A 13,419-nucleotide genomic window follows, 5' to 3' on the forward strand; every position below is an offset into this window, starting at 1 on the left:
TGGGCTTAATATGTATCACATTTTAAAATATAAAGATTATGAACCAAAAATAGACGAAAGTGCTTTCATCGCAGGTGGTTCGCATATCATAGGCAAGGTTGAAATAGGAAGAGATGCAAGCATCTGGTTTAATTGTGTAATCAGAGGGGACGTTGGATCAATAAAAATAGGTGATGGAACAAATATTCAAGATGGAACGGTAATTCATGTGGATAGAAACCCAGGTGGTGACACAATTATTGGCAGCATGGTAACAGTGGGACATTTTTGTGTGTTGCACGCATGCACGGTGCATGATAAGGCGTTTATTGGTATGGGCTCTACCGTGATGGACCATGCAGTTGTGGAGCCTGAAGCTATGGTAGCTGCTGGCTCACTGGTAACACACGGAAAAGTGATAAAAAGTGGGGAAATATGGGCTGGCAGGCCAGCAAAATTCTTCAAAAAAATGTCGAATGAAGAAATTAAACATATTACACAATCAGCACAAAATTATATTATGCTAATGAAGGAATACAAAAACTGAAGTTCGCGTCAAGTGTTTTACTTGACACGTACATTTCGGCTTAACCCTTGTTACTTCTTTTTCCCATCTCATTTACTTCTTGTTCTTTTGCCCCATCTACTTGAGTACTAGGTAATACTGCATATGTAATACCACCAGCTACGAGTGCAGATGTTACTGCTATACCAATTATTACTAACATCTCTAACCTAACTGTATGTTCAAGTGCAGTAAATGCTATCAGTCCAGCAGCAAGACCAACACCAACAGTAGCGGTGTACTTCGCTCCATTGGCTTGTTTTGGTTGCTCAGTTGTTTTGCTTTTATCTTCTAATGTTTGTTTTTCCTTCTGTAATTTATCAACAAGACTTTTACTCTCTTCTAATTGTTTATTTAACTCCACAACTTCAGCATTTTTAGCTTGCAACTGCTGAACTTGAGCTTTTAATTGTGTTATTTCCTCATCTTTAGCTTGTAACTGAGCAGCACTTGGTCGGTTGTTTAGCTGTTCTTGTAAATCTTTTATTTCATCGTCTTTAGCTTTTAACAGAGTAGCATTTGGTTGGTTGTTTAGCTGTTCTTGTAAATCTTTTATTTCATCGTCTTTAGCTTTTAACTGTTGCTCTAAGCTGTTAACAAGCTCTTTACTCTGTTGTAGTCTTCTACTTGCTGATCTTCTTCTTTTTTTTGACTCAGTAACATCTTCTTGCTCATTAACAGAACCTTCACTTAACGGCGTGCTATCACTAGAAACAACACTTCGATTACCTTTATTGCCCGACGTAACCTCATTATCATCGGCAACCTGCATTGTATCATTAATCCCTTCAGACACAGGCGTGCTACTCGCATCAACATAATCATTTAAAGAATCTTGATTACCAACTGAAGAACCTTGTAACGACTGCTCTGTTCCTGATTCAATAGAGTTTTTATTTATAGTTCCTTCTTGATCAGATGTTATATCAGTGGGTGAAGTTGCTCCAGGTGAAGAATTTTGATTTTCATTTGGGTTCAACATATTAAACCTCAATATATATAATTAACATTACATAATACCCTTAGAACCTAAGGTCAAGTAATATTCTTATCATAGCATAGAAAATTTATGTTCGTAAACAAAAAATTTTGGCGTAAAATTGCCGTATTTGCTTAATTGTGCTATAGCTAAAGTAATTTAGGTTTACCGACCATCGTCATCCCGCTGCTTGTTAGCGGGATCTATACCGCGAATGAATCGCGGTATGACGTTGCTAGCTTAAGGTTTAAAATTGAGAAATATTTATGTTAAAAGAAAAATACGGCTTTAAAGAAATTGAAGACAAATGCAACATATTATGGGAAGGCAGTAAAGTTTATAAATGGAATGGTGAAAAGGATAACACTTTCACTATAGACACGCCTCCACCGACAATATCGGGAAAACTCCATATTGGCCATATATTCAGCTATTGCCATACAGACTTTATTGCAAGGTTTCAGCGCATGCTGGGAAAAGATGTGTTTTATCCAATTGGGTTTGATGATAATGGGCTTCCCACTGAAAGATTGGTTGAACAAACCTATAAAACCCGTGCAAAAGAAGTTGGCAGAGAAAAATTTATAGAGATGTGCCATGAGGTTATTGAAAAATCAAAGCAAGAATTCAAGGAACTATTTAAATCGGTCGGCATTAGTTATGACTGGGATTTGGAATATCACACGATCAGCAAGGAAACTGTGACGCTTTCACAGATGTCGTTTATTGATCTATATAACAAGGGATATGCATATAGAAAAATGCAGCCTATCCTTTGGGACCCGGTTGATAAAACAGCAATTGCGCAAGCAGAAATAGAAGATAAAGTTTTTGAGTCATCCTTAAACACGATAGTTTTCTCTACTCAAGAAAATGAGCAGATCAATATTGCAACTACGCGACCTGAACTACTTCCAGCATGCGTTGCAGTTTTTTGTCATCCAGAGGATACGCGCTACACTCATCTGATCGGAAAAACAGCGGTAGTGCCAATAACAGAGGAGAAAGTTCCAATAATAGCAGATGATAAGGTTAAAATAGATAAAGGCACCGGGCTTGTTATGTGTTGTACATTCGGTGATGAACTCGACATATATTGGCAGCAAAAGCATAACCTGCCGATGAAAATTATCATCGATCAGGATGGGAGGATGAACCTAGATGATGTCATTCCACCACACCCCGGCGTCATGAAAGTAGCTGAAACTGGAATCTACGATGAAATAAATGGATTGAAAGTTACAGCAGCAAGAAAGAGGATGATTGAAATCTCGAGTGGAAAAGGACTTTTGATAGAAAGCACTAACATTTCTCATTCTGTTAAGTGCGCAGAAAGATCTGGTGCACCACTTGAGATATTACCTACTTATCAATGGTTTATCAAGACCTTAGAGCAAAAAGCTCAAGTATTAGATAAAGTAAAAGAATGCAATTGGCATCCAGCTACTATGCGTAAACGTATGGAAGTGTGGATAGAAGGGCTAAATTGGGACTGGTGCATCTCAAGGCAGCGCTATTTTGGTGTGCCATTTCCAGCGTGGTATTCTAAACGTAAGGGAGAAGAAGGTAAAATTATTCTAGCTGAAGTAAACGCCCTACCTATTGATCCACTCAAAGATTTGCCAAAAGGGTATAGCAAAGAAGAGATTATCCCAGATCAAGATGTAATGGATACTTGGGCCACAAGTTCAATTACTCCTCAACTGAGTGCACTGGCAGTAAACAGTGAGTTTAGTTTACCAAATCATCGCTATGATACGATATTTCCTGCAGATCTGCGCAGCCAGAGCCATGAGATAATCAGAACTTGGGCTTTTTATACTATTTTAAAGGCACATTATCATGCAAATTCTTTACCTTGGAAAAACATTATGATCAGCGGTTGGTGTTTAACCGATGATAAGAAAAAGATGAGTAAATCAAAGGGTAACATCATCACTCCTCATGTAATACTTGAAACTTATGGAGCTGATGTAGTGCGCTATTGGGCAGCGAACTCAAGGCTTGGAGTTGATACAGTCTACTCTGAAAATACATTCAAAATTGGCAAGCGCCTCGTTACAAAACTTTGGAACGCTAGCAAGTTCGTTTCCATGTTCATGGAAAAGCATCAAGTGATGAGCATAAATTCTGCTCACGAGACAATGGATAAGTGGATATTGTCTAAGTTATACAAAGTTATAGAAAGAGCAACGAACAACCTATTACAGTTTGAATACTGCGAAGCTTTGAGTGCAGTAGAAGAATTTTTTTGGAAGGATTTTTGTGATAACTACTTGGAACTAGCAAAAAAGCGCGCATATGGAGATAAAGTAGACAGCGAAACAAACTTAAGTGCAAAGCAAAGTTTGGCATATGTACTGAATATTATTTTGCGGTTATTTGCACCTTTCTTGCCTTACATTACAGAAGAGATATACCACCAGTTGTATAGTTATAATTCTGTACACAATCAAAGTAATTGGCCGAGCAAAGAAGAACTTATCTACGATAAATATTCAGAGGAAATGGGAGATAATGTTATTCAGATATTAAACATTATCAGAAAGATAAAGGCAGATAATAATGTATCAGTTAAGCATCTGATAAAAAAGTTGATGATAAAAGCAGATCTACGAGAGGATAAATTGAATCAATCTGCACAGGATGATTTGCAGGCAGTTTGCAATGCGGAAACGATAGAGTGGATGCAGTCTGAGCTTGAAACTGAAGACGGAAAATACATAGTGAATATAGACTTATACTGATTTTTATAGCTTTACTTCCTTTAATATCCATGCTATTGTAATCATTATTAGTATGAAGGAATAATAATCGGGGATTTATATAATAAAGCCAATCCACCTTATCTTATAGCTGGTGCTCTTGCTACTTTGGTATTGCTTGCCTCTGGGACACTTGCTGTTGCCCCTTATGTTAAGTTCTTGTCTTCAGTTGCAGCCTTTAATGTAGCTCTTCCTGTTGCTTTGAGTTTGTCTATACTTTCTGTTCTGGTGCTTGTACTTTCATGTAAAATAATTAGTAATAATAAAAAAATAGAGGTTGAGAGAAATAAATTCGCTCAGAAAGAGCAAGAGTTAGAAAGCGTAAAACAACAATCAGAGAGTAGGGTACAAGAGTTAGAAAGTAAAATAGCTCTGGGAGAAAAAGCTAAAGAAGCTGTAAATAAAGAAGTGAAGGAATTAAAAGATCAATTAACTCGAGAAAAGCAAGATTTGGAAAGCGAAATTGCAGGGTTAAATAAGGAAATAGAGCAGTTAAAGAAACAACAAGATGATGCACAGCAAAAATTAGATGATGCTACAAAAGAGTTAAATAATAAAGGTAATCAAATCCGAGAATTAGAGGGTAAGATAGGTGCCCTTAATAATAAGAACAAAGATTTACACGATGAAAATACAGAATTGAGTGCAAAAGTAAAAGGTCAGTTAAAACATAAGGAGGAGATGCTTTCTCTTGAATACCAAGAGTTACATGATGAAAATGTAAGATTGAATGAAAGAGTGGATTCTTTAATGGAGGAATTATCTCAACCTCAAAAAGAAATAGATTCCTTAAAAAGGCAGTTAGATGAATTAAAATATGAAGGAATTTTAGCTCTTTTATTAAAAGAAAGAATAACAGAATTGGAAACATGTTTAGAAAAGAGAAGGAAAAAAGTAGGAGAATTAGCAGTGCAGTTAGAAAAAGACAAAACTTCTTGTTTAAAATCTGAATTAGGGGAAGTAGTAAAAAGAGAAATACGATTGAAAGAAAAGTTAAGTAAAAAAGTGCAAGAAACGATCCAGCTAGCTAAAGATTTAGAACAAAAAGAAAAACTATGCAAGGAATTAGAAGAGGAAAAAACTAAAAATCTTGATAAGATCAGAGAGTTAAAAAAACTTAATGAAAAGTTGCGCGATAATAACAGTCAGTTGAAAAGTAGCGAAAAAGATTTGGATGACGAATGCAGTAAATTAAGAATACGTAATTCTGATTTGGAAAGAAAAGTTAAACGTCTGCAAGCAGTAATTGAGCAGGAAGACGAGCAAAGTCATTCCATTTCTTCAGATATAAGCAGTGAACATTTATCAGAACTTGAAGGAATAGGTGAAAATGAGTCTGTTAATAAACAGTTCCCGAAACCAAAACCACCTTATATATCCACTCCAATAAGATCGCCATGTAAAAAGCTGAATGATGCTTCACGTGATTCTGATATACCAGTATATGTTCTACCCCGATCAATAGCTAACTAGACATTATAAGTACAATGGTACACTCGATACACAAGGTCTAAGTCATTTTTTAGCTAGCAGGCTGAAAAAGGAAAGTTTGTTGTAGGTGCAGCACTATAATTCCTCCACAGATAAGAGAATTTTAATAAATATATACAAGACTGCTGGAGTTTTGTCCGTTGTGGGAGGGGAGTAATGAGCAATTTGCTTAGTGAGGCTAATGCATTTTATTTTGTAGCTAGTTCCTTAGCTACTCTTACGTTACTTACATCTTTAGCGCTTATTGTAACTTCTAATGTGCCTCTTCCTCTAATTCTTGCTTTAGCTACATTATCTATTTTGGTGCTTGCACTTTCGTATAAAATAATTAGTAATAATAAAAAAATAGAGGTTGAGAGAAATAAATTCGCTCAGAAAGAGCAAGAGTTAGAAAATAAAATAACTCTGGAAAAAGAAGCTGAAGAAGCTGCAAACAAAGAAGTGAAGAATCAATTACATGAATTAACTAGAGAGAAGCAAAATTTAGACAAGAGAGCAAAAAGATTGGATCAGAAAGCAAATGAGTCAGAAGCTGAGAGAGAATCTCTTCTTGAAGAAAAAAAATCTTTAGAGAAAAAATTAGAAACAGCAAAGAATCGTACGTTTGAAATAGACAATGAATTGGACAAAACAAGAAATGAGCAGGAAGAGAAATTAAAACTTGAAATCTCATGTTTGAAGAAACAGTTGGAAGAAAGAAGTAGATTTATTGCAAAGCTGAAGATGGAAGTGGATGATAATAAACATTTAGAGCTAGAGAATAAGGGGTTGAATGATAGAATAGAAACGTTACGTGAAGTACAAAAGGCACTACGTGAGAAAAAACATGAACTTAGTGAAAAAGTAGAGGCATTGAATAAGGAAAAAAATAAACTTTCTAAAGAAGTAGAGGAATTACGTGAAGAACAAGAAAGGCTGCATGCAAACTTAGATAAGCTACAATGTAAAATTAAAGAGGTCAACAAAGAAAAGAAAAATTTATCTAAAGAATTAAAAGAGAAATTTGAAGAGTTATACCAATTCCCATTACAGGGCAAACAGATGGACAATGATGGAAGAAAAGCCATACTGAAGTAAGTAAAATAGCGAGGTTTAAATGGCATTAAGATCAAAATTATTGGATGAAAAAGTAGTAGAATCAGCAAAAGAAATGCTGAAGAAAGTAAGGAATAATGCATATGTTTCAAAAAAACTAAATGCTGTAATTGCAGCAAAAAAGTACAGTATAACGGCTGTAGCAAAAATATATTGCATTTCAAGAAGCGCACTAACTTCGTGGGTAAAACTCTTGAAAATTGGCAGAGAAGAAAAACTGTTTGCTCCTTCACAACGTCGTAGAAAAACTAAATTAAATCAGGCTCAACTACAGCAAATTGAAGAGTGGATAGAAGAAAATCCTAATATCACCATTAAAGAAATGAGAATAAGAATCCAGGAAAAGTTCGGATTAAATATCAGCAAATCTACAGTACACCGCCATATGCAAAAGATGAAATTCTCATATATTACACCAAGACCAGTTCATAATGGACAAGATAAAAGCAAACAAGAGGAATTCAAAAAAAAATCTCAATGGAGCTATTAGCAAGTATCCAGAAAAAGAGCTATTTTTCTTTGATGAATCACGGTTTGGCACACATTCAAAAGTTGGACATGGGTGGTTTAAAAAGGGGATTAGAACACAGGTTAAAACAAAATTAGGTAGGCAAAATTTCTATCTCTATAGTGCAGTTAATCCTAGAAATGGAGAGAGTTCTAGCTTATTTGCACCAAATGTCAACACTGATTGCATGAACATATTTCTTGAGCAAATTTCGCAATATCTAGAAACACGAGAGGCTTTTCTCGTTATGGACTGTGCTAGTTGGCATAGGTCAAAAAATTTAAAGGTACCTAAAAATATCGACATTATATACCTACCTCCATACTCACCTGAGCTAAATCCTGTTGAGAGGCTTTGGTTATATATAAAACAGAACATTTTGCGCAATAAAATATACGATACAATTGCTCTACTTGAGGGTGCTTTGTGCAAATTTATTACTTCTCTTGCCAGCTCCACAATTAAACAACTCTGCAATGTTTCCTATTTGACTGGACAACAATGAGAATTGGTATCAGTTTAGCTATAGGCAGCAATTTTCTGTATTTATTTTAAGTTGAAGAAAGCTCAAATGAAAAATCGTGTTTTGCTAAAAATCACAGAATGCAGTCTGGTTACAAAATTCTCTAATGGTCTTAAATAAAACTTCCAGTGAATGATTGTCAGACATATTGTGCTCTGCTGATTTTATTAAGTGTACTTCAACATCGGTTGACTTAATTTTTTCAGCTAAATTCAATGAAGTTTGATAAGGAACATCTTTATCATTAATGCTATGCAGCAAGCGCACAGGACAGTTTATCTCTATTGTCTTTTTGTTTAAAAGAAGGTTCTTTCTGCCATCTTCGATCAAATTTTTAGTTATTTTGTATGTACAATGCTCTGAAGTAAAATCTATTACACCTTTAGAATCTAGTTCTTCTTTTTGCTTGCCTGACAATTGCTTGAATATCAAATCTTCAGTAAAATCGGGAGCAGACGATATACCAATTAGTGCTGCAATTTTTTCTGGAAATTGAAGGGCAGTGAGCAACATCAGCCATCCTCCCATACTTGAACCTATAATTATTTGTTTATCGCTAGTTAATTCACTCATTACTTTAGCACAATTTTTTTGCCAATCACTTATCGTGTAATCAATAAAATTACCACTTGAATGACCGTGACCAAAATAATCAAATAGCACAAGTGCTACGTCATTTTCTTGGCAAAATTTGTAAATAGCAGTTGCTTTAGTTCCATCCATATTGGATGCAAATCCACCGAAAAAAACTACAGAAGCTTTCTTTCCTTGTAGCTTTCGATATGCTATGTGACCATTATTTCCATCAAACAATTTACAATAATCCATACTACTTTGGCAAAGCAACCGGGCTATCACTCAATTGATGCAAATAACTAACTAGATCTGCAATTTCTTGTGGATTGGAAATACCTGCAAATGCCATACGTGTACCTTTTATATAGGCTTTTGGGTTCTTTAAAAAGGCAAATAGCTCCTCATACCCCCATTTTCCACCTCTTTCAAGCACTGCTTTTGAGTAATTGAATGAGTTACCAAGATGGGCCTTTTTATTTCCAACTATGTTCCATAAGTTTGGTCCTACTTTATTCATTCCACCTTTCTCAAAACTATGGCAGGCTATACATTTTTTTGCTGCTGATTTACCTTTCTCAAAGCTAGCATTCTGCATGAGCGCTCCAATATCAAGCGCCACTTGCTCGATTTTTTGCTGGAACTCATTGCTGCCAGCAGCTACTATCGTTTGGTGTTCAATCTTATATTCTTCTGGACTGTAAAGCATATCAACTACATTACTAACTATCATAATGATTAGCCCAGAAAGTAAAATCGATGCTGCAATCTTATTAAGCTCCATAGTTAATTTTTATTAAGTAATGTTACTTAAATTATGCGAATATTTTCGCAAATAGCAACCAATTACCTTGAAGCTCGCTAAAGATGAGAGTCTCTATAGCTGACCCAAGAAAGGTTTTCCTACGTCCATACCGCCGCGAACCGTCATACCGCGATTCATTCGCGGTATCTCAGCCGCTAACAAGAGATCCCGCTAACAAGTAGCGGGATGACGAGGTTCACTGCCATTAAGTTAAGGAAAGAATGGTTAAAAACTGAACTAAAAAGTCAGAAATAATTAAGGATTTATGACAAATACTGAAACAGAATAGAGTAAACTTTAAAGCAGATAAACTCTGAAGTGTAAATTACTTAAGAAATAGTTTGTTTAGAAGTCATTTTACAGGAGCTATGGCAATAAGCTACCCAGTTATTATCAGAAGATATGAATACTACCTCTAGTCAAAATATGTGTGTTCTAACCCTTTTTTGGTAATTGAACGAACGAAGATAAGGTACCTTATGACGATCAACTTTCCTTCCCTTTCTTACCGCCAAAGTGTTCATCAAAAATAGCTTTGATAATTGATCCATAATGCAGTCAGTATCTGATTCCGTAGCAAAAATGTCGAAAGCCAAGTTTTTGATCGCGTTAAATGAGACAGATTTGTTAATGCTCCTCTTAAGCTTATCATCGGTTAAGTCCATATTCAACGCTTCTTCTACATCTTCTGTCATAACACTTTCTAGGTTGCTAATAAAGATAGCTGACCAAAAATCCTGTTTAACAGACTCAACACTTTTTCCTGTAAAATTTTCTAGACTTAGTCTTCCTTTGAGTTTTGCAAAAAATGTCTCAACTCCCCAGCGTAAAAAATATAACTCCTTAAATCCTCCAGTTTGAAACTTTTGTTCATCCATTAATGATGTAGCTAACACTTCAATTTCACCAGATGGCAGTACCACTTTGAAGCGTTATTCCACTATTTTCTTGTTTTATCTTACGCTGAGCACATATGGTAACCTCAACACTAGATGGGCTTTTTTCTTCAAACATAGCATTCACTTCATTAAAAGATGATCTGGGACATCGAATGACATAAGCAATTTTTCTTTTTGTAAGGCTAGAAAGAAATTTATAAGATAAATATACAAATCAGTAAGTCATTAGTATTTACAACTTTAAGCATTTCATCTGCTAAGTTAATTTCATGAGTGTTACCTCTATCTAACACTGACCTTATGGCAACATTATTTAGCACATCTTAACAAACCGCAAAGGTTGCACTTGCATAATCACCTAAATCTTTTGGTTTTTGGTTACGTATTTTTCTTGAGCCAAATTCATTTTTTATTTCAACGCTTGTTGGTAAAATGATTTTGGAGGCATCAAGAGCTAACACTCTAAAGCCAAAACAAGTTTTAAATTTTTGGTCTTGGTAGTACAAGGAAACCACACCTTCGTTAATTTCTGAAAATGCACTGTGTTTCATTTTTTTTCTTGCTTGACTAAAAGCACTAGCAGTAACGGTATAGTCTTTTTTCCTATATAAAATAAATTCGTTTAGTATTACTTGCAGCGACTTTACACTTTTTCTTAAAATTAAGATAAATATGTCAATAAAAGATAACTTCCTCTTTCTCATAAAATCTTTTGAAGATGATTTATGGGATTCTATAAATTCTAGACTTGCCAATTCATTTTGAATAAATTTTATTACTGCCTTTTTTACTCATACTACCTTTAAACTTATTGGTATACATCATTATCCCATAAAATCTATCTTTTTTCCTTAACTTAATGGCAGTGAGACGAGGTTATCGTCATGCCGCCACGAACCGTCATACCGCGATTCATTCGCGGTATCTCTTAGCCGCTAACAAGTAGCTGGATGACGATTGTCAGGGTGTAATCCCAGTGTCCCTATGATGTCATCCCAGTGCCCAGACACTGGGATGGCTTTGTTGCATCGCTCTTCGGATAGTAGGTAACGTACAATAAATTCATGAAGCTATCTCAAACTTAGCCATGCCTATTTCAGTAAATTTGTTAAGCAAATAACATTTGAGTAGCAGTTCCCTCTCACGATTCATTTCAGATTTGTTCCTAAAACTAAATCCAAATGTCTTTTTTAATCGCGAGAAAAAACCTTCTATATAAGATCTTTTTCCATAACTCATCTCTTTTTTCCACTTCTTTATACCATCTTCATCATATGACTTTATGAGCTTGACTGCAGAATTTCTCTCAGCCATATAGTCTAACTTTGGATGCTCTGCTGCGTTGTTTTTCGGAGGAATTTTCGTTTTTATACCATATTGATTACACAGCTTATAGAGCTTTTCTCTGTCATATGCCCTATCTGCATATAGTACTTTTATGACATACTGAAAATCGACTTCTTTTAGCAAATCACAAGCTCCATAGTGATCAGAGTAGACACCGTTACTGTATTTTACAGCTATGGCTTTTTTGCTGTTTGTATTCAACATTACATGCAATTTTCTTGTCTGTTCATAGCTGCGATACTTTCTATCTTCGCTATTTTCTTTGCTATGACCAGGAGTGTTGTTGTATATACTAATTCCTGTACTGTCTATAGCAATTTCGATATCTTCCATATTATTTTCTGCAATCATTGATCTTAATATTGAGTTTCTTAAACCTTCTTGATGATTGTGAATAGCTGATAACTTGCAAATTTTTCCCAATTTGCTCAAGGTATCCTGCTATAAACCCAACTGTTTGCCTCAGGCCTATTCTAAATAAACAAGTTATTATGTGCACCAAAATTACAACTTTATCGCTATAAATATTGTTGCCACCTGGTATTTTTGGACCATTCTCGTACCACTTTTCTATGGCTTCGTTGATATAATGAAAAATATTTCCTCTTTTTTCTAGAAATTTGTTATATTCGCTATGGTTACTGACCCTCATTTTTTGTGGCATATTTTTTCTTCAACAGTTAAATCGCTATTTATAATGAATTTTGTCAGTAACTGCCAGTTCTTTTCACTTGAGCGATGCAACAAAGCCCACTGGGATCCAGGAAAGTTTGCTTGTAATACCAATTCCCATTACAGGGCAAACAGATGGACAATGATGGAAGAAAAGCCATACTGAAGTAAGTAAAATAGCGAGGTTTAAATGGCATTAAGATCAAAATTATTGGATGAAAAAGTAGTAGAATCAGCAAAAGAAATGCTGAAGAAAGTAAGGAATAATGCATATGTTTCAAAAAAACTAAATGCTGTAATTGCAGCAAAAAAGTACAGTATAACGGCTGTAGCAAAAATATATTGCATTTCAAGAAGCGCACTAACTTCGTGGGTAAAACTCTTGAAAATTGGCAGAGAAGAAAAACTGTTTGCTCCTTCACAACGTCGTAGAAAAACTAAATTAAATCAGGCTCAACTACAGCAAATTGAAGAGTGGATAGAAGAAAATCCTAATATCACCATTAAAGAAATGAGAATAAGAATCCAGGAAAAGTTCGGATTAAATATCAGCAAATCTACAGTACACCGCCATATGCAAAAGATGAAATTCTCATATATTACACCAAGACCAGTTCATAATGGACAAGATAAAAGCAAACAAGAGGAATTCAAAAAAAAATCTCAATGGAGCTATTAGCAAGTATCCAGAAAAAGAGCTATTTTTCTTTGATGAATCACGGTTTGGCACACATTCAAAAGTTGGACATGGGTGGTTTAAAAAGGGGATTAGAACACAGGTTAAAACAAAATTAGGTAGGCAAAATTTCTATCTCTATAGTGCAGTTAATCCTAGAAATGGAGAGAGTTCTAGCTTATTTGCACCAAATGTCAACACTGATTGCATGAACATATTTCTTGAGCAAATTTCGCAATATCTAGAAACACGAGAGGCTTTTCTCGTTATGGACTGTGCTAGTTGGCATAGGTCAAAAAATTTAAAGGTACCTAAAAATATCGACATTATATACCTACCTCCATACTCACCTGAGCTAAATCCTGTTGAGAGGCTTTGGTTATATATAAAACAGAACATTTTGCGCAATAAAATATACGATACAATTGCTCTACTTGAGGGTGCTTTGTGCAAATTTATTACTTCTCTTGCCAGCTCCACAATTAAACAACTCTGCAATGTTTCCTATTTGACTGGACAACAATGAGAATTGGTATCAGAGG

At 35.2% G+C, this 13,419-nt stretch carries 11 protein-coding genes and 1 pseudogene; 6 read left to right on the forward strand and 6 right to left on the reverse strand.

Annotated features, from left to right (window positions below; genetic code table 11):
* The first annotated feature begins 10 nt into the window (after positions 1-10).
* Entirely contained in the window at positions 11-526 is a 516-nt protein-coding gene (locus tag ABWU31_RS03970) for a gamma carbonic anhydrase family protein (RefSeq protein WP_236514800.1), read from the forward strand.
* Between the two features lie 40 nt (positions 527-566).
* Here ABWU31_RS03970 and ABWU31_RS03975 read toward each other — a convergent pair whose 3' ends face one another.
* Positions 567-1,523 carry a hypothetical protein gene (locus ABWU31_RS03975; protein WP_353271091.1) on the reverse strand — a complete coding sequence of 319 codons (957 nt, stop codon included), beginning with the start codon at positions 1,521-1,523 and terminating at the stop codon, positions 567-569.
* A 266-nt stretch (positions 1,524-1,789) separates the two neighbouring features.
* On the opposite strand from ABWU31_RS03975, the gene ABWU31_RS03980 reads away from it, so the two are divergent.
* The 4 genes from ABWU31_RS03980 (at position 1,790) to ABWU31_RS03995 (ending at position 7,887) form a co-directional block, all read left to right on the forward strand.
* Positions 1,790-4,270: a valine--tRNA ligase gene (locus ABWU31_RS03980; protein WP_353271092.1), complete on the forward strand. Its 2,481-nt coding sequence runs from the start codon at positions 1,790-1,792 to the stop codon at positions 4,268-4,270.
* A 132-nt stretch (positions 4,271-4,402) separates the two neighbouring features.
* Complete coding sequence (locus tag ABWU31_RS03985; RefSeq protein WP_353271093.1) at positions 4,403-5,761, forward strand: hypothetical protein; 1,359 nt, start codon at positions 4,403-4,405, stop codon at positions 5,759-5,761.
* A gap of 174 nt (positions 5,762-5,935) precedes the next feature.
* The gene (locus ABWU31_RS03990; protein WP_353271094.1) at positions 5,936-6,856 is read left to right on the forward strand and encodes a hypothetical protein; all 921 of its coding nucleotides are present in this window, start codon (positions 5,936-5,938) and stop codon (positions 6,854-6,856) included.
* Between the two features lie 19 nt (positions 6,857-6,875).
* Positions 6,876-7,887, forward strand: a protein-coding gene (locus ABWU31_RS03995; protein ID WP_265029767.1) for an IS630 family transposase whose coding sequence is annotated in 2 segments (ribosomal slippage) — positions 6,876-7,337 and positions 7,339-7,887 — 1,011 coding nt in all. Because the reading frame shifts where the segments join, the coding sequence is not laid out codon by codon here.
* An 84-nt stretch (positions 7,888-7,971) separates the two neighbouring features.
* Here ABWU31_RS03995 and ABWU31_RS04000 read toward each other — a convergent pair.
* From ABWU31_RS04000 to ABWU31_RS04020, 5 genes and pseudogenes are all read right to left on the reverse strand, one after another.
* The gene (locus ABWU31_RS04000; protein WP_236514540.1) at positions 7,972-8,733 is read right to left on the reverse strand and encodes an alpha/beta hydrolase; all 762 of its coding nucleotides are present in this window, start codon (positions 8,731-8,733) and stop codon (positions 7,972-7,974) included.
* Position 8,734: 1 nt separating this feature from the next.
* The gene (locus ABWU31_RS04005) at positions 8,735-9,262 is read right to left on the reverse strand and encodes a c-type cytochrome (protein WP_010082469.1); all 528 of its coding nucleotides are present in this window, start codon (positions 9,260-9,262) and stop codon (positions 8,735-8,737) included.
* Between the two features lie 440 nt (positions 9,263-9,702).
* Positions 9,703-10,958 (reverse strand): annotated as a pseudogene (locus ABWU31_RS04010) (IS4 family transposase).
* A gap of 286 nt (positions 10,959-11,244) precedes the next feature.
* Positions 11,245-11,880 carry a transposase gene (locus ABWU31_RS04015; RefSeq protein ID WP_353271095.1) on the reverse strand — a complete coding sequence of 212 codons (636 nt, stop codon included), beginning with the start codon at positions 11,878-11,880 and terminating at the stop codon, positions 11,245-11,247.
* Complete coding sequence (locus tag ABWU31_RS04020) at positions 11,864-12,193, reverse strand: transposase (protein WP_007548762.1); 330 nt, start codon at positions 12,191-12,193, stop codon at positions 11,864-11,866. The genes ABWU31_RS04015 and ABWU31_RS04020 overlap by 17 nt, the downstream gene beginning before the upstream one ends.
* A 198-nt stretch (positions 12,194-12,391) precedes the next feature.
* Between ABWU31_RS04020 and ABWU31_RS04025 the strand changes: the two genes are divergently transcribed.
* Positions 12,392-13,403, forward strand: a protein-coding gene (locus ABWU31_RS04025) for an IS630 family transposase (protein WP_265029767.1) whose coding sequence is annotated in 2 segments (ribosomal slippage) — positions 12,392-12,853 and positions 12,855-13,403 — 1,011 coding nt in all. Because the reading frame shifts where the segments join, the coding sequence is not laid out codon by codon here.
* The last annotated feature ends 16 nt before the right edge of the window (positions 13,404-13,419 follow it).

Origin of the sequence: Wolbachia endosymbiont (group A) of Alloplasta piceator, from assembly GCF_964028505.1 — a bacterium.
Classification (GTDB): Bacteria; Pseudomonadota; Alphaproteobacteria; order Rickettsiales; family Anaplasmataceae; genus Wolbachia; species Wolbachia pipientis.

Coding starts and splice junctions, on each gene's coding strand:
- ABWU31_RS04000 (WP_236514540.1), bottom strand. CDS start 8,733: ATGGATTATTGTAAATTGTTTGATGGAAATAATGGTCACATAGCATAT.
- ABWU31_RS04020 (WP_007548762.1), bottom strand. CDS start 12,193: ATGCCACAAAAAATGAGGGTCAGTAACCATAGCGAATATAACAAATTT.
- ABWU31_RS04015 (WP_353271095.1), bottom strand. CDS start 11,880: ATGATTGCAGAAAATAATATGGAAGATATCGAAATTGCTATAGACAGT.
- ABWU31_RS03970 (WP_236514800.1), top strand. CDS start 11: ATGTATCACATTTTAAAATATAAAGATTATGAACCAAAAATAGACGAA.
- ABWU31_RS04005 (WP_010082469.1), bottom strand. CDS start 9,262: ATGGAGCTTAATAAGATTGCAGCATCGATTTTACTTTCTGGGCTAATC.
- ABWU31_RS03990 (WP_353271094.1), top strand. CDS start 5,936: ATGAGCAATTTGCTTAGTGAGGCTAATGCATTTTATTTTGTAGCTAGT.
- ABWU31_RS03980 (WP_353271092.1), top strand. CDS start 1,790: ATGTTAAAAGAAAAATACGGCTTTAAAGAAATTGAAGACAAATGCAAC.